The organism is Bacillus sp. AFS029637 (assembly GCF_002584985.1).
Lineage (GTDB): Bacteria > Bacillota > Bacilli > Bacillales > Bacillaceae_G > Bacillus_A.
Map to the genome: position 1 here is coordinate 72,145 of NZ_NUPZ01000014.1, position 20,667 is coordinate 92,811.

The 20,667-nt window shown below is 34.7% G+C and carries 17 protein-coding genes; 5 read left to right on the forward strand and 12 right to left on the reverse strand.

Annotation, left to right across the window (positions count from 1 at the left end; translation table 11 throughout):
• The first annotated feature begins 252 nt into the window (after nt 1-252).
• Nucleotides 253-636 (forward strand): GtrA family protein, encoded by a 384-nt coding sequence (locus tag COE49_RS05930; protein ID WP_088231884.1) that lies wholly within the window; start codon nt 253-255, stop codon nt 634-636.
• Between the two features lie 36 nt (nt 637-672).
• Nucleotides 673-1,644, forward strand: a complete 972-nt coding sequence (locus COE49_RS05935) for a glycosyltransferase family 2 protein (protein WP_088231883.1) — start codon at nt 673-675, stop codon at nt 1,642-1,644.
• 30 nt (nt 1,645-1,674) lie between these two features.
• Here COE49_RS05935 and COE49_RS05940 read toward each other — a convergent pair whose 3' ends face one another.
• Nucleotides 1,675-2,547, reverse strand: coding sequence for a TetR/AcrR family transcriptional regulator (locus tag COE49_RS05940; protein ID WP_088231882.1), 873 nt, complete (start codon nt 2,545-2,547; stop codon nt 1,675-1,677).
• 329 nt (nt 2,548-2,876) lie between these two features.
• Here COE49_RS05940 and COE49_RS05945 point away from each other — a divergent pair, with 329 nt between their 5' ends.
• A complete protein-coding gene (locus COE49_RS05945; protein ID WP_098840804.1) occupies nt 2,877-5,993 on the forward strand; it encodes an efflux RND transporter permease subunit in 3,117 nt (1,038 codons plus the stop codon).
• Between the two features lie 30 nt (nt 5,994-6,023).
• On the opposite strand, the gene msrB is transcribed toward COE49_RS05945, so the two are convergent.
• The 6 genes from msrB to lytS all read right to left on the reverse strand — a co-directional run bounded on the left by msrB (nt 6,024) and on the right by lytS (nt 12,223).
• On the reverse strand, nt 6,024-6,989 hold the full coding sequence (gene msrB, locus COE49_RS05950; protein WP_088231880.1) for a peptide-methionine (R)-S-oxide reductase MsrB: 966 nt from the start codon (nt 6,987-6,989) through the stop codon (nt 6,024-6,026).
• Between the two features lie 96 nt (nt 6,990-7,085).
• Nucleotides 7,086-8,120, reverse strand: a complete 1,035-nt coding sequence (locus tag COE49_RS05955; RefSeq protein ID WP_088231879.1) for an AI-2E family transporter — start codon at nt 8,118-8,120, stop codon at nt 7,086-7,088.
• A gap of 322 nt (nt 8,121-8,442) precedes the next feature.
• Nucleotides 8,443-9,135 carry an antiholin-like protein LrgB gene (lrgB, locus tag COE49_RS05960; RefSeq protein WP_088231878.1) on the reverse strand — a complete coding sequence of 231 codons (693 nt, stop codon included), beginning with the start codon at nt 9,133-9,135 and terminating at the stop codon, nt 8,443-8,445.
• A gap of 36 nt (nt 9,136-9,171) precedes the next feature.
• Entirely contained in the window at nt 9,172-9,603 is a 432-nt protein-coding gene (lrgA, locus tag COE49_RS05965; RefSeq protein ID WP_088231877.1) for an antiholin-like murein hydrolase modulator LrgA, read from the reverse strand.
• 132 nt (nt 9,604-9,735) lie between these two features.
• Entirely contained in the window at nt 9,736-10,476 is a 741-nt protein-coding gene (locus tag COE49_RS05970; RefSeq protein ID WP_088231876.1) for a LytR/AlgR family response regulator transcription factor, read from the reverse strand.
• A complete protein-coding gene (lytS, locus tag COE49_RS05975) occupies nt 10,454-12,223 on the reverse strand; it encodes a two-component system sensor histidine kinase LytS (RefSeq protein ID WP_088231875.1) in 1,770 nt (589 codons plus the stop codon). Before lytS ends, COE49_RS05970 begins: the two co-directional genes overlap by 23 nt.
• 328 nt (nt 12,224-12,551) lie before the next feature.
• Between lytS and COE49_RS05980 the strand changes: the two genes are divergently transcribed.
• Entirely contained in the window at nt 12,552-13,850 is a 1,299-nt protein-coding gene (locus COE49_RS05980) for an MFS transporter (protein ID WP_088231874.1), read from the forward strand.
• Between the two features lie 52 nt (nt 13,851-13,902).
• On the opposite strand, the gene COE49_RS05985 is transcribed toward COE49_RS05980, so the two are convergent.
• The 4 genes from COE49_RS05985 to COE49_RS06000 form a co-directional block, all read right to left on the reverse strand.
• Entirely contained in the window at nt 13,903-15,471 is a 1,569-nt protein-coding gene (locus COE49_RS05985) for a BCCT family transporter (RefSeq protein WP_098945762.1), read from the reverse strand.
• A gap of 362 nt (nt 15,472-15,833) precedes the next feature.
• Nucleotides 15,834-16,904 carry a nitric oxide synthase oxygenase gene (locus COE49_RS05990; RefSeq protein ID WP_088231872.1) on the reverse strand — a complete coding sequence of 357 codons (1,071 nt, stop codon included), beginning with the start codon at nt 16,902-16,904 and terminating at the stop codon, nt 15,834-15,836.
• A gap of 259 nt (nt 16,905-17,163) precedes the next feature.
• Nucleotides 17,164-18,045 carry an NAD-dependent epimerase/dehydratase family protein gene (locus tag COE49_RS05995; protein ID WP_088232018.1) on the reverse strand — a complete coding sequence of 294 codons (882 nt, stop codon included), beginning with the start codon at nt 18,043-18,045 and terminating at the stop codon, nt 17,164-17,166.
• 101 nt (nt 18,046-18,146) lie between these two features.
• Nucleotides 18,147-18,737, reverse strand: a complete 591-nt coding sequence (locus COE49_RS06000) for an AmiS/UreI family transporter (protein ID WP_088231871.1) — start codon at nt 18,735-18,737, stop codon at nt 18,147-18,149.
• A 426-nt stretch (nt 18,738-19,163) separates the two neighbouring features.
• On the opposite strand from COE49_RS06000, the gene COE49_RS06005 reads away from it, so the two are divergent.
• Nucleotides 19,164-19,595 carry a hypothetical protein gene (locus COE49_RS06005; RefSeq protein ID WP_088231870.1) on the forward strand — a complete coding sequence of 144 codons (432 nt, stop codon included), beginning with the start codon at nt 19,164-19,166 and terminating at the stop codon, nt 19,593-19,595.
• A gap of 90 nt (nt 19,596-19,685) precedes the next feature.
• On the opposite strand, the gene COE49_RS06010 is transcribed toward COE49_RS06005, so the two are convergent.
• Nucleotides 19,686-20,504, reverse strand: coding sequence for an endo alpha-1,4 polygalactosaminidase (locus COE49_RS06010; RefSeq protein ID WP_088231869.1), 819 nt, complete (start codon nt 20,502-20,504; stop codon nt 19,686-19,688).
• Between the last annotated feature and the right edge of the window lie 163 nt (nt 20,505-20,667).

Here is a 20,667-nt window from a genome sequence, read left to right on the forward strand (position 1 = left end):
GAATTTTGATATTGTTTCCATTTTCACCTTTTGGATCGACACACCACGTTTACTTTCACAAAGTATAAGCACTTATATGACTACTCTCTCTAATTAAATGTCACATAAATTCAAATTCCTGCAAGATTGAAGCTACTCAATTTTATTAACGTTTCAGCATAAAATATGCTATAATAAATATTTGTTATGTAGAAATACCTTTTCTACATGTCTTATTTTATTTATATATTTTATAAAGATGAGGATACTATTATGGAGAAACTCTTAAAGTTCGGTTTAGTAGGAATCTTTAATACACTCATTACAATTATTAGCTTTTGGATATTATTAAAATTCGGGATGAACTACCTTATTGCGAATACCATTGCCTATTCAATTGGTGTTGCCAATAGCTACTATTGGAATAAAAATTGGGTGTTTAAACCTAATAATAAAAGCACGTCAATGTTCTTTAAATTTCTAACTGTAAATTTAATTGTATATGCTTTTAATACATTATGTTTATTTATATTAGTAGATAAACTTTCCTTTAATGCATTAATTGCACAGATTTTCGCAATTGGTGTCGGAATGGTTATCAATTTTGTCCTTAATAAAATTTGGACATTCAACCAAACTGAAAAAGCTACTAATTAAATTTGAACGACTTATTAAAAATACGGAGGATACAACATGCAAAAATTAATTTCGGTTGTAGTTCCTATGTACTTCGAGGAAGAAGTAGCACAGGAATGTTATAACCGTTTAAAGTCCGTTATGCTTCAAAATGATATTAATTATGAGTTTGTCTTTGTAAACGACGGTAGTACAGACCGTACAATGGACATCCTATCAGAAATTGCTGCAAATGATTACCGTACGAAAATCGTTAATTTTGCACGCAACTTTGGACACCAAGTAGCTGTTACAGCTGGTATTGCTGCTGCAAAGGGCGATGCTATTGTCATTATAGATGCAGACTTACAAGATCCACCAGAAGTTATTCCTGAACTTATTGCAAAATGGGAAGAAGGATATGAAGTTGTTTATGCAAAACGTAAACAACGTAAAGGTGAAACTTGGTTTAAACTTTTAACAGCTAAATATTTCTATAAATTCTTAAACTACATGTCTGATATCGATATCCCAAAAGATACTGGTGATTTCCGAATCATCGATCGCAAAGTAGCTGATGTTTTCAATCAAATGACGGAGCGAAATCGCTTCATTCGCGGTATGATGTCTTGGGTTGGCTTCCGCCAAACGTATGTTGAATATGAACGTGATGAGCGCTTTGCCGGCGAAACAAAATATCCATTAAAGAAAATGATTAAATTTGCATCAGATGGCATTATTGCATTTTCGACAAAACCGTTACGCATCGTTATGTCTTTAGGCTTATTATCAGTCCTCATTTCTATAATCGTATTGATATATACAATTACTGTGAAAATCATCGGCGATGGTACTCAAACAGGTTGGGCATCCATTATGGTCGCTATTACATTCTTTAGCGGTATTCAGTTACTTGGTCTTGGAATCGTCGGTCAGTATATAGCTCGTATTTATGACGAAAGTAAAAACCGTCCGATTTATATTGTGAAAGAAACAATTAACATTGAAAATGAAGAGACAGCACAGAAAAAAGAAACAGTGAATGTATAATAAAAAAGGTAACAATGAAAACAATCATTGTTACCTTTTTATATTGTAATATCCCATAAGTCGCAAGCGAAATTCTTTTAAATTTGGATATACATCTAAATTAGACAGCATCCCTTGAATAACCGGAAGCCTTGGATTTGGCAACCTCATTTCCGCCTCCAAAACATCTAACGTAACAAGTAATCCATCATCTTCTAATTGATCAGCTAATGTACGTTTAAACACAATGATTTCTTTTAAAAAGTGCTCCTTAACTTGTTCCTTAATTAGTTCTGATTTACAAAGAAACTCTCCAAGCCTTTCTTCATGTAAAACAGGCTCTTCCATAGACCCTATAAGTCCCTCTACTAGATGATCTATCCTTTTTAAAATAAACGTTGATACATAGGCTAAGTCAATTTTTGGTGCTTGTAAAATGATTAATTCTAAATACCCACGGCATATCCCTTCCACTATAATTACTAAGTCCAATAAATATGGAATGACCTTGTCACCATAAATAGACAATAAGCTATTCCGATAAAATGCGTGCGACTCTAATTTCATCCGCATCATAAATTCTTCCACTTCTTTATTAAATGGAATAGCATTTTCTCTCGCATGCATAATAATAAATTCTTTATGCTTCTGTATATCATTAAACTGACAATATAATTGTTTTTCAAATTTTTCACGCGGTAATAATGATTCTTTATCAATATCCATCATTTTATTTTGGATTTTGTCATAATAATATCGAAGTGTTGCTAATAACAACTCATCCTTCGATTTAAAATATAAGTAAAAAGCCCCTTTCGATATACCACAGGCTGTGACGATTTCTTGTACTGATGTCGCATTCACACCCTTGGTCGCAAATAACTTCATAGCCATCTCTATAATTAAGCGTTCTTTTTCTTTCATATCTTCTCTCCTAAATTTAATCTCGCATCTTATACTAAATATATCCCACTACTTGCCACAGTAAAAAATCATGAATTAAAGTTTCACTTTATCCCGCTATTTATGGGCAGTAAAACTCCCATCTCACATTCGGCGAATACGAGGACATTGGGCGGGAGGTAAATGCCCGATTAATGAGGGCTAATAACCAGTGTGGGATGGGCACCCACCCACTGATTACAGTTTCACTTTATTATACCATCTCTTTTCATTGACTACTGACCAATCAGTCAGTTATATTATGTATTAGACTGACCGATTGGTCAATATAATAAAAAGGGAGCGCAAACATGAACAAAATCATCAATTTCTCGTTAAAAAATAAGTTCGCAGTTTGGCTACTAACCATTATTGTTACTATCGCCGGGATCTATTCTGGGCTCAATATGAAGCTGGAAACAATTCCTGATATTACAACACCCATTGTAACAGTAACTACGGTTTATCCTGGTGCTACACCAGAAGAAGTAGCTGATAAAGTTTCAAAGCCGATTGAAGAACAACTGCAAAATTTAAGCGGTGTTAACGTTGTTAGTTCATCATCTTTTCAAAACGCATCTTCTATTCAAGTAGAATATGATTTTGATAAAAACATGGAAAAAGCAGAAACAGAAATTAAAGAAGCTCTCACGAATGTGAAACTGCCAGACAGTGTTAAAGATCCGAAAGTTTCTCGAGTAAACTTCAATGCTTTTCCTGTTATTTCATTAAGCGTAGCGAGTAAAAATGAATCCTTAGCTACTTTAACTGAAAATGTAGAAAAAAATGTTATTCCAGGATTAAAAGGGCTTGATGGAGTTGCATCTGTTCAAATTTCGGGACAACAAGTAGATGAAGTACAACTTGTCTTTAAGAAAGATAAGATGAAAGAATTAGGGCTAAGTGAAGATACTGTAAAAAATATGATTAAAGGATCGGACGTATCTTTACCACTTGGCTTATATACATTTAAAGATACGGAAAAATCAGTTGTTGTAGATGGTAATATTACAACGATTAAAGCATTAAAAGAATTAAAAATTCCAGTTATCCCTTCGTCACCGAACGGTCAAGGTATTCCAAATGCTGGCGCTAACGCACAAGCCACACAAATGAATCCAGCTACTATGAATGGCATTCCAACAGTTACATTAGAAGAAATTGCTGACATTAAAGAAGTTGGGAAAGCAGAATCGATTTCTCGAACAAATGGAAAAGAAGCAATTGGAATTCAAATTGTGAAAGCTGCTGATGCAAACACAGTTGATGTCGTAAATGCTGTTAAAGACAAAGTAAACGACCTTGAGAAAAAATATAAAGACTTAGAGATCATTTCAACATTCGACCAAGGTGCACCGATTGAAAAATCAGTTGAAACAATGCTGAGCAAAGCAATTTTCGGGGCTATCTTTGCGATTGTTATTATCATGTTGTTCCTACGAAATATCCGAACGACGTTAATCTCTGTCGTTTCTATACCACTTTCTTTATTAATTGCTGTTTCAGTTATAAAGCAAATGGATATTACGCTGAACATTATGACACTGGGTGCCATGACAGTCGCTATCGGACGCGTTGTTGATGATTCCATTGTTGTTATTGAAAATATTTACCGACGCATGTCGTTATCCGAAGAAAAATTACGTGGAAAAGATTTAATTCGTGAAGCCACGAAGGAAATGTTTATCCCAATTATGTCTTCTACTATTGTAACAATTGCCGTATTCTTACCGCTCGGACTTGTGAAAGGTATGATTGGTGAAATGTTCTTACCATTCGCCTTAACTATCGTCTTCGCTTTATTAGCATCGTTACTAGTGGCAATTACAATCGTACCAATGTTAGCTCATTCTTTATTTAGAAAAGAAAGCTTGCGAGAGAAAGAAGTACATCATGAAGAAAAACCAAGTAAATTAGCAAATGGTTATAAACGTATATTGGAATGGGCTTTAAATCATAAAATCATTACATCAAGTATCGCTGTCCTTCTATTAGTAGGCAGTCTTGCACTTGTACCGGTTATCGGTGTAAGTTTCTTACCATCTGAAGAAGAAAAAATGATTATTGCAACATACAACCCTGAACCGGGTCAAACGTTAGAAGACGTTGAAAAAATTGCAACGAAAGCTGAAAAGCACTTCCAAGATAAAAAAGACGTGAAAACAATTCAGTTCTCATTAGGTGGAGAAAACCCAATGAGTCCTGGTCAAACAAACCAAGCGATGTTCTTCGTTCAATATGATAACGACACGAAAAACTTCGAAAAAGAAAAAGAACAAGTCGTGAAAGATTTACAAAAAATGTCTGGAAAAGGCGAATGGAAAAACCAAGACTTCGGAGCAAGTAGCGGTAGTAACGAAATTAAACTATACGTTTACGGAGATAACTCGGAAGATATTAAACCTGTCGTGAAAGATATTCAAAATATCATGAAGAAAAATAAAGACTTAAAAGATGTAGATTCTAGTATGGCCAAAACGTATGCAGAGTACACTTTAGTCGCAGATCAGGAAAAACTAAGCAAGATGGGTCTAACGGCCGCTCAAATTGGAATGGGACTTTCTAATCAACACGATCGCCCCGTTCTTACAACAATTAAAAAAGACGGTAAAGATGTAAATGTATATGTAGAAGCTGAGAAACAGCAGTATGAAACAATCGATGATTTAACGAATCGTAAAATTACAACACCACTTGGTAATGAGATTGCAGTTAAAGATGTGATGACTGTAAAAGAAGGTGAAACTTCTAACACAGTAACACATCGTGATGGCCGCGTTTATGCAGAAGTAAGTGCAAAATTAACATCTGATGACGTTTCAAAAGCATCTTCTGCAGTCCAAAAAGAAGTGGATAAAATGGATCTTCCTTCTGGTGTAGATGTTTCTATGGGCGGTGTTACAGAAGATATTCAAGAATCATTTAAGCAACTTGGTTTAGCGATGCTAGCTGCGATTGCTATTGTATACTTCGTTCTTGTCGTTACATTTGGCGGTGCACTTGCACCATTCGCAATTTTATTCTCGCTACCATTCACAATTATTGGGGCTCTTGTTGCCTTATTAATCTCTGGCGAAACATTAAGTGTATCTGCAATGATTGGTGCGCTTATGTTAATCGGTATCGTTGTAACAAACGCAATCGTTCTTATCGATCGCGTTATTCATAAAGAAAATGAAGGTGCATCAACACGTGAAGCTTTATTAGAAGCTGGTGCAACACGTCTGCGTCCTATCTTAATGACTGCAATCGCAACAATCGGAGCCCTTATCCCGCTTGCATTAGGATTTGAAGGTAGCGGTTTAATTTCGAAAGGACTTGGTGTAACTGTAATTGGTGGGCTAACAAGTTCAACGTTATTAACACTTCTTATCGTTCCAATCGTTTATGAAGCACTAAGCAAATTTAAAAATAAAAAAGTAAAGTAAAATAAAAAAACAACCTCGCTAAATGCGAGGTTATTTTTTATTCCCAAACAAGATTAGGAAATCACCGTATCCTTCTTTCTCTAATTCCCCTTTTGGGATAAATCGAAGGGCTGCTGAATTAATGCAGTAACGAAGGCCATTTGGTCCTGGACCGTCTGGAAATACATGCCCAAGATGTGAATCCCCTTCTTTACTTCTCACTTCTGTACGCGTCATATTATGACTCACATCCATTTTTTCTTTCACACTTGCTGCCATAACTGGTTTTGTAAAACTCGGCCATCCACACCCACTATCAAATTTATCTATAGAAGTAAACAACGGTTCACCTGAAACGATGTCTACATAAAGACCTTCATCTTGATGGTTCCAATACTCATTTCGAAATGGTGGTTCTGTACCATTTTCCTGTGTTACATAAAACTGCATCTCATTGAGTTTTTCTTTTAAATGGGCATTATCCTTTGGCCAATGTTGCTTAATAAAAGCATCTCGGCCCGAGCCTTTACGATATAACTCATAGCGAAATGTATTTTTCTTATGATATCCTTGATGATATTCTTCAGCTGGATAAAATGTAGTAGCAGGCAATATTTTTGTCGCAATTCGTTTTGAAAAGCGCCCACTATGCTCAAGCTCTTCTTTTGAAGCTTCTGCCTTTTTATGTTGTTCTTCATTATGATAAAAAATCACTGTTTCGTAAGACTGTCCACGGTCATGGAATTGCCCTCCGATATCAGTCGGATCAATTTGTCTCCAATATATATTTAATAACTCTTCATACGGCATTTTGTTTGCATCAAATGTAATTTGTACTGCCTCATAATGTCCAGTTGTTTCCGAGCATACTTCTTTATACGTTGGATTCTCTGTATGGCCACCTGTATAGCCTGAAACAACTTGTATAATCCCTTCCATCTCTTCAAATGGCGAAACCATGCACCAGAAACATCCTCCGGCAAATGTAGCTAATTCTACCTTTTCATTTACAGCCATTCTTTCACCCCTATTCTATATTCTTCTTACAGTATGGCATAAGAAACACCATGTTATAAAAGAAAAAGCACCGAATATCGATGCTTTTTCTTTACTCTATTGTTTTCCAACATCCTGATCCATTTCATCACTTGTCACATCTAAAACATCCAATAAGAAAATGAAGATTGGAATACCGATAATTAGTCCCCAAACACCTAAAAAGTGTTCAGAGAAAATTAGTATCATAAACGTGTAGAAGATCGGTAAATTTGTTTTTTGTGACATAAATTTCGGGTTTAACACATAGCTTTCGAGCGCATGGATTACTGTTACGATAATTAAAATATAAACGACATACATAATACCGCCGATATTGTAAGCAATCATACAAAGTGGGAATAACGAAATAATAACACCTGCCACTGGAATTAAACCAAGCAAGAAAATCATTAACCCTAAGCCTAATAATTGCGGGAAGTCTAATATCCATAATGCGATAACAGATAAAACACAGTTAACAATTGCAATTAAAAATTGTGCTTCGATTACTTTTCCGAATGAACGTGCAAATTTCTTTCCAAAATACTCAATTTCCGTATAGAAAATTGCAAGCCTGCTTTCTTTAAACTTCGCAGTAAAAGCAACGATACGCCCTTTTTCAAGTAAGAAAAATAAGCTTAAAATTACAGAAAGTAAAACTTGAAGGCCAAATTTCCCAACATTCGTAATGGATTTATACAAAATGTCTACGCCTTGCCCTACATATTTAGAAAGCTCCATATGATTAACAGCATTAACCGCATACTTAATTAATTCACTATCCGGTGGATTTCTTAAAAATACATTGAATTGATAAATCAATTGCGAAATTTGTATTGTTAATACCGGTAAATATTTAAATAGCGTAATGGCAATTCCCGCCACTAACATTACATATAAAAGCGCTATAATAATTTTTCGATTAATTGGCATGAAATGTTCTAATTTACGAGAAATAAACTTTTGGAATCGATCCATTAAATACGTCAACATAAACGTAATTAAAATTAAATTTAACATACTTTGCATCCCATACAATACGAGAGCAAGTAATACTAATACGATTAACCTCTGAAATCCTTTGCTTTGAAACAGGTTTTTTATTTGCATAATCGACGAGTACTCTCTCCTGTCCTATAAAGTAAAACGTTAATAAGTAGATTTATCTCTCTTTTCTACCTTTAATTATTCATTCATATTAAGATTCTTATAAGCTTAGTATACGCATCCCTTACCGGACTCTATAATAGCTTACTTCTTATTTTACAATACAATGACCTAATTCAACACGTATTATACATAGTATTAATGAAGATTTAAGGAAACTTGTATTCCGATAGGTCTTACCACTACTGTAACATAAAAAGCAAGCCATCAGTAGAAATCCGTCCTACAAATAGCTTGCTTTTCTCATTTTTTTAAGTAAGTTTTACTATCCAATAAATGGCATGAACATCGGTATGACAACTACTGTCACAACCCCAACTACTGTTACAGCAATGCTTGCCATCGCTGCCTCTACTTCACCCATTTCAATTCCTACTGAAACTCCTAATGCATGACCTGCTGTTCCAAGTGCTAGACCTTTTGCAATTGGATGTTTCACTCTAAATGTTTTTAAGAATAACGCTCCTAATGCATATACGATAACTGCGTTAAAAATAACTGCAAATGATGTAATTGCTGGAATACCGCCAATACTTTCAGAAATTGGTAATGCAATAGCTGTTGTTGCTGCCTGTGGTAACATTGAATTCATTACCGCTGTATCTAAACCAATTGCTTTTGCAATAATGAACACGACAACCACTGAACAAATAGATCCGACCACGATGGCTGATAAAATTTGCCACCAGTATTTTTTTAACTTATCCACTTGTTTATACAATGGAATTGCAAATGCGATTGTTGCTGGTTCTAAGAAGAAACTGATCATTTTCCCACCAGTATTATATTCTTCAAAAGTAAAGTTACCTACCTTTAAAAATACAATCCCTAATACCATCGCTACGAATAATGGTGTAAATAAGAAGAATCCTTTTGAATGTTTGAATAAAAATGTTCCGATTCCGTATGCAATTAATGAAACGACGATTCCGAAATATGGAGTCATTGTGCTTGTCATGTTCATTACCTCCTAACCATTTATGGTCTAAAATAGCTATGCGACTTTTCCGTGTTTGCGTCCTTTGTTTACAACTTTTAATTCTTTTGTATCTTTTGTTTCTTTGTCATCTTTCCCTAAGATCATTTGTGCAAATAAACCTGTTACAGCAAGTAAAATAATTGTCGCCACAACAATTACAGTTAAGATTTGTACGAAATATTGGCTCATTACGCCAAGAGAATTAATAACCGAAATACCTGATGGAACGAAAAGAAATCCGATAATACCTGTTAAAGCTGTTCCGAATGATTCAACTTGCTCCAATTTGATAACCTTTAAACATAATAGAATAAATAAAACAACTAAACCGATTACCGATGAAGGCATCGGAATTGGTAAATGTGTTGCAATAATATTAGAAGCTAGCATAATAGCTGAGAAAATAAATACTTGTGATAGAAAACCATATACTTTTTTTGTACTCATTTTGGCCACCTCTTTCGATTTGGTACCCTTATTGTATAAGATATAACGATTTTAGTAAGCGCTTACAAAGTAGAGCGTTAAATACAGATAATCAGTTGCAATAATATGAGGGTGAAATACAAAAGCTGCTTCCTAAATACGAAGCAGCTTCTTGAGTTCTTTTGCATATGTACGGCTAACAGGGACTTTAGATCCATCTTTCATAACTAAGTTATAAGTAGAATTGAACCACGGTTGTACCTCTACAATATGATTAATATTTGCAATAAAACTACGATGAACACGCATAAAACTTGCCTGTGGCAACTTCTTTTCCAAAATTACAAGTGTATCGTGTGTTACATACGTTTCTCTCATTGTTTTTACGGTTACCTTTCCATCTACAAGTCCTACATATATAATATCTTCAATATTTACAAGTACGATTGATTCCTCAATTGGCAATGCTAATTTGTGCATCTCTGCTGTTACATCGCCTCCCTTTATTTCTTGCTTTGTTTCTATTTTCGCTTGTTTTTGTTTTTTATACTTCTTTAATGTCTGTACAATACGTTCTTCATCAAATGGTTTTAAAATGTAATCCAATGCATCTACCTCAAATGCTTGCAGTGCATATTGATCATAGGCAGTCGCAAATACAATTGAAGGGGGATTTTTCATCTTTTTTAATATATTTGCGATTTCAAATCCATTATCATCCGATAATTGAATATCTAGAAATACAATATCTGGTCTATTGTTCATTAGTTCCTCTAATGCGTCTTCCACACAATCAGCCTCACCAATTATCTCAACTTCTTTCGTTCTTTCTAATAGATACTTTAGTTCATCACGTGCTAACATTTCATCATCAACTACTAATACCTTTAACAACCCGTTCTTCCTCCTTTACTTTTTTGGGAATTATAAAAGTAATATCCGTTCCCTTTTGTAGCGCACTTTCAATATGAAGCATCGTCTCTTTCCCAAATAAACCGACTAGGCGTTCATTAATATTATATAAAGCTGTTCCGGTCCCTTTTTTTGACGAAACTACCATCTTTCCTAATTGCTCTAAACGTTCTTCCTCAATCCCTTGTCCATTATCCTTCACTTCAAAGTGAACCATTCCCTCTTTTTCAAACGCGTGTACCTCGACCTGACATACTGGTTGTTTCTTCGGAAAAGCATGTCGCAATGCATTTTCAACTAATAGTTGAAGAACAAACGGTGGGACTAAAGTTGTCTTTAGCTCCTCCTCAATATACATGTTTACTTCATACTTATTTGGAAACCTCGCTTGTTCCAGTGATAAATATGCGTGTACATGGTTTAATTCTTGTTCTAATGGAATAAGTAATTGGCGTGCCCCTTGCAAATTACAACGGAAATAGACGCTAAGTTGTAATAATAATTTTCTCGCTTTCTCTACATCTGTTCGACATAAAGCGGACACTGTATTAATTGCGTTAAATAAAAAATGCGGATTGATTTGTGCTTGTAACGCTTTTATTTCAGCATCTTGCAATAGCTTACTTTGCAACTCAGCTTCACCTAATTCAAGCTGCGTGGAGAATATTTTTGCTAATCCCTCCGCTAACTCTTCCTCAACACGACTTAATTGACTAGCGTTTTTAAAATAAAGTTTTAACGTTCCTATCGTATTCCCATGTGAAGTTAACGGAATAACAACTGCTGCTTGTAATGGACACCCTTCATGTTCACAATTAATAATCTCACGCGATTTCGCCTTCATTATTTTCCCTGTATATAGAACCTCTTTCGATAAACCTGTTATTAAACTGTGTGAAGGAATATGATGATCTGATGCTAATCCAACGTGAGCTAATATTTTCTCTGTATCTGTTAAGGATACCGCATCTGTTCCTGTAAAGCGGTGAATAATTTGTGCCACATGCTTACAAGATTCCTCTGTTAAGCCTCGGCGAAAATAAGGTAACGTTTTATCAGCAATACGCAATACCTTATGAGTTTGCAATGCTTTTGCATTCTCTTCCTGACGCAAAATAGCTTGAATCATTGAAAGTAAAATAAAGCTCCCGAAACTATTCACCAGGATCATCGGTATCGCAATTGTTTTCACAATACTCATTCCATCCTCTACAATTACTAGAATCATAATCATTTCTAAAGAAACGATAAATACACTTAAAATCGCTGAAAATTTAGGTGTAATGGTACGATTATATTTTTTGAAAATGTACCCAATATACCCCGCTATTACTCCTGCTAAAATTGACGATATTGCACAGCTTGCCGCTGTCGTCCCGCCAAGCATATAACGATGAATACCAGCAATCGATCCTACTCCCATCCCAACGATAGGACCACCGAGCAATCCACTAATTCCAACACCCATAATACGTGTATTTGCAATCGTACTCGATGAAGAAACGCCTTGTAGCCAATTTTCATTCATAATCGTATTCCCTGCAATTTCAATTCCTGTGTAATTACTTACAATTGTAAACACTGAAAAAATACAAATAAGCTTAAACTTATCTATATATCCGTCCTGCCTATAAAGTAGGCGCCTGAATGTCTTAGTATGAGAGAGTAAAAAACCTAAAATCACAATAAGTCCAACACGTTCAATCATCATAAGTACTAAATTTAACATCTGTGAGTCATCCCTTTTTAGTTCGTTAGTTTTATTATGGGAAAATAATGAAGTAGCAGTCAAGAAGAATACAATAGTTTTTGAAATATTTTACCCATAAAATACTCTTCTCTATTTGACAATATGATAGAAGAGTGCTAAAAATAAAGTAATATAATACAGTCCTTTAACCCAACCCCGTGAGGTTGAGAAGGAAGTCGGAATATAATATACGTATGTTCTTTTTTAGGGATACGTATGCTTTTTTTGGCCTTCTCATCATATCAGGTGAGAAGGCCTTTTGTTATTCTTCCATAGCGACTGTAGAAGAAAATAAGGAGGAGTAATAATGAACATCACTACTGATGTACAACAAACAACAGAGGAGACGAAAGAGAAACGATATAAAACATTGTTTGGTTCTGCACTAGGATACGCTGCAGAAGGTTTAGATATGTTGCTCTTATCTTTCGTGCTTGTCTATATTTTAAAAGAATTTCATCTAAGCCCTGTTGAAGGTGGAAACTTAACATTAGCTACCACAATCGGGATGCTAATTGGTTCTTATTTATTTGGATTTATTGCTGATTTATTTGGCCGTATCCGTACAATGGCCTTCACAATCTTATTATTTTCACTAGCAACAGCACTTATTTATTTCGCAACAGATTACTGGCAGTTATTAGTTCTTCGTTTTTTAGTCGGAATGGGAGTTGGTGGTGAATTCGGAATTGGAATGGCCATCGTAACAGAAACATGGTCTAAAGAAATGCGTGCTAAGGCGACATCAGTCGTTGCACTCGGTTGGCAGTTTGGTGTTCTCGTTGCTTCACTCCTTCCAGCATTTATTGTCCCACATTTTGGCTGGAGAGCTGTTTTCTTATTTGGACTCATTCCTGCTTTATTAGCTGTTTACGTCCGCAAAAGTTTAAGTGAACCGAAAATATGGGAACAAAAGCAACGTTACAAAAAGGAATTGTTGCAAAAGGAAGCTGAAGGTAATTTAACGAATACTGAAGCAGAACAACTAAAGCAAATGAAAAAGTTCCCACTTCGAAAGTTATTTGCAAATAAAAAGGTAACGATAACGACAATTGGTCTTATTATTATGTCATTCATCCAGAACTTTGGATATTATGGAATTTTTACATGGATGCCAACTATCTTAGCGAATAAATATAACTACACATTAGCAAAGGCGAGCGGTTGGATGTTCATCTCTACGATCGGAATGCTAATTGGAATTGCAACTTTTGGTATTCTAGCCGATAAAATTGGTCGCCGTAAAACTTTTACAATCTATTATGTCGGCGGTACTATATACTGTCTCATTTATTTCTTCTTATTCACAGATTCAACATTATTATTATGGGGAAGCGCATTGCTCGGTTTCTTTGCAAATGGAATGATGGGAGGATTCGGGGCAATTTTAGCTGAAAACTACCCCGCTGAAGCTCGCTCTACAGCAGAAAACTTTATTTTCGGTACCGGACGTGGTTTAGCTGGATTTGGACCTGTAATTATCGGATTACTTGCTGCAGGTGGTAATTTAATGGGAGCACTATCTCTCATCTTCATTATCTATCCAATCGGTTTAGTTACAATGCTGTTATGTGTGCCAGAAACAAAAGGAAAAGTGTTAGATTAAACGTGAAAGAGGAAGCATCTCATTTAAGATGCTTCCTCTTTTCAATGTTTATTTATTTCGATCTACTAGCCTTTTGGAATAAGAAAGCCGTTTTATCTTCTTCTTTTACAATACCTTGTTTTAATGCTAATTCTCCTGCAACTTTAGAAGCTAACCATAGCATTGGGAATAATAGAATTGATACCGGAACAGCGGTCACTACAATGAATGATTGCAACGCATTAATGCTTCCCTCACCCATGTATAAAAGAATCGCTGCAACTGTTCCCATAATAAGCGACCAAAAAATTCGCAAACTAACTCTAGGATCTCCATCTCCAGTCACTGCCATTGAAATAGAATAAGCCATTGAATCTCCTGTTGTCACTACAAATAAAATTGTTAATAACAGAAATGCAGGTCCAATAATATTAGAAAGTGGCAACTGCTCTGTAATTGCAATCATAGCCGCCGGCATACCAGATTCACTTAATGCACCCGATATAGAACCAGGATTCATTAACTCATAAAACACACCTGATCCCCCTAGTATAGTAAACCAAAACGTTGTAATAATTGGGGCAATAATTCCAATTGCAACTATGATTTCTCGAATTGTTCTTCCTCTTGAAATACGGCTCACTAAAATTGCCATCATCGGTCCATATCCAATAAACCATCCCCAGAAAAAGATCGTCCAAGATCCTAACCAAGCTGTATCCCCTCGATATGTGCTCATTGGAATAAATTCATTTATATAAAAGCCAAACGAAGAAATAAAGGAATCAATAATAAATCCGCCTGGTCCACAGAATAATACAAATACCATCAATAAAATCGCTAACTTAACATTTAAATCACTTATAATTTGAATCCCTTTATTAATTCCTGTTACTGTAGATATAGTAGAAACAGCCACGACACAAACAATAATCATTAATTGAGTCGTAAACACATTAGGTATCCCAAATAATGCTTGTAAGCCATAGCTTGCTTGTAAACCTAAAAATCCAATTGGACCAATTGTCCCTGCAGCTACCGCAATAATTGCAAATACATCAATCATCGTTCCAAGCATACTCTTTCGTAATTTCTCCCCGAAAATAGGATATAAAAGTGTGCGAGGTTTTAACGGCATCCCTTTATGGTAATGCCCATACATCATCACTACTGCACTAATTGTTCCTAAAATTGTCCAAGCTAAGAAACCCCAATGCATATAACTTTGTGCTAAAGCAGGCATGACTGCTTCTTTCGTTCCGGCAGATATCCCTTCATGTATTGGTGGAACTGTCATAAAGTGATACATTGGCTCTGCTGCTGCCCAAAAAACGCCACCCCCGGCAAGTAATGTAGACATAATAATAGCAAGCCATTTTGCCGTACTAATCTCAGGTTTTTCTAATCCCCCAAGTTTAACTCTCCCATATTTCGAGAACGCCATACACATTGCAACAATAAATGTACCTAACAATAAAATTTGCCAGAAAGCCCCGAAGTACTGAATTGAAAATGCAAAACTACTATTAATAGCTCCCTCTACGTAACTTTTATTTAAGAAAACCGCGATTACAAATAATAAAAGCGAACCACCACTAATAAGAAATACAGGCCAATCCGTTTTTCGACTCTTCATCCTCATTTACACTTCCTCCTTCCTCAGCAATCTAAAAAAACAACTTTATTATGTTTTCTTGTTTAAACCCAAAACACAATAATTATATATGAATAATATTTTATCAATTTCCCACATACTTATGTTGTCCCTAAAAATATGCCAAATCCCTTATTTAAAAGAAATAATCTATTCCTCTTACATAAAAAAGCAAAACAAAAGACCTTATATTTCTATAAGGTCTTCGAAACAGAAATTTGATTATAACATAAGGAACTTCCTCATTCAAAAAGCCCCTTCCTAAAATAACCAATAGTAAAGGCTTCCATTTGCTACATAACAGTAATTAAAAAAATTTATATTTTTTAGGAAATCCCCTATACTAAACATTATTTATGAAAGAAATTTGGCTTCAAAATATCATTCGGATAAGGCCTATGATAAACATGAGTGGTAGCTGGCGACAATGGCGGAATTAACCATACCCAATTCCCTGTTACAACACGACCACACGCAGCTTCCTGCTTCTCAAACTGTTGAAATTGTTGTGCCGCAGTATGATGATCAACAATACTAACTCCTTGTTTTTTAAAAGAGTGTAAAACAGCCACATTTAATTCAACTAATGCTTTATCTTGCCATAACGTACCATTTCTTGATGTATCTAAATCCATCATCTCCGCAACGGCTGGGAGTAAATTATAACGATCATGATCCGCTAAGTTACGAGCTCCAATTTCCGTTCCCATATACCATCCGTTGAACGGAGCAGCAGTATAAGAAATACCACCTATCTCTAAACGCATATCTGAAATCATCGGTACTCCATACCACTTTACTCCGAGTGACGATACAGGGTATTCTGGATGCTCAATTGATACTTCTTTTACTTCTTTTTTCGGAATTTCTTTATATACAGGTGCTTTTCCATCCACAGAAAACACAAGCGGTAATACATCGAAGTTGGTACCTTCTCCTTGCCAACCAAGTTCCTGACAAAAATCCGTAAATGTGGCGGAATGAGAATCACCTATCACTCCTATTTCCGTTTTATATCCTGCATATCGAATTAACTGGTGGTTATAAATCCGTATATTATTTTCTTCACCTTGATATTGCTTAAAAATTGTAATGGTCGGTTTCACTTTCCCATCGTTCGTTGCATATTTAATATGATGAATTAATGCATTATATACACCCTCTTCATCATTTACTTCACGCGCATCTAATATGTGCATCTTGCTCCAAAATAATCTTCCAATACATCTATTACTATTACGCCATGCCATTCGCGAACCATGAACAAGTTCTTCGAATGTATGCTCATATGTCCCCGTCTTCTCTATCTCAATTTGAATTTCTTTTATACGTGCTTCTATCAATTGCTCTTTCTGAAGCTCTTGATAACAAATCGTAATAAAATTACTTGCTTCTTCTATTAATTGCTTCGTTTTACTCATAAACGATCTCCTTCTATTTCAACAAAACGCTACTACTTTACAGTATAAGCAAAAAAGATACGGGTCACAAATGAAAGTGAGAGTGTTACTTATATTGTAATATTTTTCGGAAAATTAAAGAAAACACTCTTGACTTACATGAAAAATAGGTGTATTTTTTCACCTAAGCAAATTGTTTTTACCTAGACCAACTTTTAAAATAGAAAGGAGGTATGTTCGTTCATTTCAATCCCCCGGATTGCCACCGAGGGGGTTATGATTATTTCATTGCATATATGTAATAATGTAATACCTTTTCTATTTCTATTTTCAAATCGCGGAACGAGAATCCTAATTCATTGGCCTTCCCATTATGTAATGTACAATTAATCACTTCATTATAAGGCGCTACATTATCTCCTACTTCTTGAACGAGTGCTTTTATTCCCATATTTTCTTCTATAAAACGAATAATTTCTCTAGTAGAAACTACTCCGTTGCTACAAGCATTAATTGGTCCTTCTATGTTTTCCATCCCACACCAAGCTAAAAATTCTCCTGCTTCTTTTTCATGTATAAACGACAACTCCCCTTCAAGATGATTCACAGCGACAGGTTCTTGTCTCACAATATGTTCAACGTAAAATTGTAACCTTTTCGTATAATCGTTTTCTCCAATAACAACTGGAAAACGTACTGCAACGACTGGGAAAGTTGCTTTTTGGAATAAAACTGCTTCTGCTAATCTCTTTCCCTCACTATAACTGAAGTTATTCCTATCTCCATACGCGACTTCATACTCGTACGGATTAAAGTCCTCTTCTGATAAGTTTAGTGCAGGTTTATAGACGGCCATTGAAGATGTCATAATATACTTCTTCGTTTTCCCTTTCAAAACTTTACATACTATCTTCGCTGCATTCGAGCTATAGCATAAATTGTCGTATACAATATCATAATTTTTATCTTCTAGACGCTCTGCTAGTTGTTTCTCGTCTTCTCTATCTACAATAAGTCTTTTTACTGTACTTCCAAAAGGATCTTCCGTAATTCCTCTCGTCGCAATCGTTACATCGTGTCCAGCCTGCAAAAGTGCTTCTACTAAATGTTTCCCAAAAAATCTTGTTCCCCCTAGCACTAGTACCTTTTTCAATTTCATCATCCCCATTACAATGATTTGTAAAATACTACCTCTATTATAAGCGCTAATATAAAAAGCATGGAATCGGTTTAACGATTCCATGCTTTTCTATAGATAATATATTAACGTACTCTATATTTAAAAATACAATAACAGAAGTATAAGATAGAAATTACTGATACATAAACCCAAAGTTCATATACGAATCCCTCTCCCCATACCCCCATAAAATAAAAGAGCGAAGGCAACGTCAACGTTACCCACGATTGTACGAAGGCTATCCTACCGAGATATTGATTAATATTCTTTTTTTGCGTATTTAATACAAAGAATAAATACCAAAGTAATGCCCACATAAACCATGTTAACGCATTAACAACATCGTGAAATTGAACAAATGAAACAACCATATAGAATAATGCAATAATCGCTACCCATATACAAAACCACCCTAGGCCGCTACTATCCATTCCTTTAATAAAAGTAACTCCTACATATAAATAGGTTAATCCAAATAAAAAAGTAGCTGCGTATGAATACACCGTCCAATTACTTTGATCAGAAATCATAAGCAAATAGAACGGAATAATAATTTGTAACGCTCCCACAAATAGATTAAAAACACCTGCACTTTTCATCTCTGCTTTGCCTAATATAACAAGACTATTTAAAAATAAAGCTGCACCTGAAAGTAATAATCCTATATAACCCATATATCCTCATGTGAAAACCTTACATTTTCACACTGTAACCTCCCCATCTTGTAAAAATGATATTAATCCTTATTTTCCTTCTTACTTACAACTACATACAAAGTTTTTTGTAAAATAAGTCAGACTTCCTACCTTGAAAAATGACATAAAAATCCATTCAATACATGTTACACAGTAACAATATTAGTCTGCATGCAACATGGATTAAAAACGCTTTCAATAATACGTATTTCAATCAAAAAGCTAATAGGATTATTTGATTATAAACGTACTCTAGTAATGATACAAGTATTGGAATACTTTTCAATATCACATTTTTTATTTCTATAAAAAATATGATGAATGATATATTTTCCCTATCTCACTCTATTAATTATCCGCATAGAATATTGTAAATTCATATTAATTTAGAAAGGTTTGATATGTATGAATCTTCATTATCCAACTCACTCTCTTATTTACTCAACTGGTGTTTTAACAAGAGAACCAGCTACAGTTTCTGCAGTAGTAAACATTGTAAATCTAGATGCACATTACGAACACCCCATAAGTATAGAAGTTTGGGATTGGTCTAATTATTCTAATCCCGTGAAATTACCTGTATCAATTGGTGAAAATACGGAAGCAAACTTTCCTTATCCTTTAGCTGGAAATCATTTATCGGTCTTTTATGCAGCTTTAAAGGAATCTGTTAATTTGTATGAAATTCGCATTTCTTATCGTAAGCACGCTAATGTTGTTGCAAATTGTTTTGGACGAAGCCTCCCGCCTTATACAAGCCAAGAAGGTAATACCGTATACCATAAACAACTCGTTAAAATTCATGAAAGTATTACACTTCCATATTATCAGTCATAATAAATCCGATAACTTCTAACCAGTAATACTCTTTTCCCCTCTCTAGAAAAAAGAGTATTACTGATCCAAAAGGACATATTCCATACTATTTTAATTATCATAAATGTCATTTGGATTTATTGTAGAAATAAATCCATTTACAGTACTATATTTTTTTGATATATCATCTGGCGTAACAGTAAACGTTACAATTTTATTACTTTGTTGTTTAAAATAACGCATCCAATTTTGGCTCCATTGGTCTTTTGCAATAACGCTTTTATTAAAATCTTCCCATAGTACACCATGGATTAAATTTAGAGTTGCACTTTTAATTGTTTCAAATCCCCAATTCTGTACAAGCAACAAATTAGAATCGACACTTTTAATTTCTTTTAATAAATTTACATATGCCAATCTAAACTTTTCTTGTACGTCTGCCTGATTATAAAAATAATCATCAATATCACCTGCAGTGTCTAAAAATACCCCATCTATACCTTTCCCACTAATTTGCTGTTTTACCTTGTTAATGACAATACTTCGATAATGCTTGTCAGCTAAATCCATAATATATGTATCCCACTGTTCAATTTTCATTTTCTCGCCATCTTTATAATAATAATCCGACTCTAATACTTGTGATTTATGCCAACTTTCTAATTCTAAAACACTAACATAGCCGAGAACCACAGTTCCTGATTTTTTTAATTGTTGAACCTGTTCTCTCGTAAATGCATACGGCTCGATAATAACCATGTCATACTTTGAAAGTCTTTCAATTACTTGCTCATTTGCTTCTCCATAATAAATTTTATAGCTTTGTACATTTTTTAAAACTGGATTCACAGCATTTACTTGTGCTGCTGTATTTGAAGAAAAAACAAAAGAAAATATAGAAAAAAAACAGATGGAACGTTTCCAACTCATAATCATAATACCTCCCATGCTAATATAGTAATATTTGTATCTTAAAGCTTTAGTACAGTGTCGTTATTTTGTAAAAAAACCTCAAAAACACAATGGATTAACAAAAATTTGCATTTATTTCTCTTGAATTTACTACATCCCTATTGATAAAATAATTGGTATT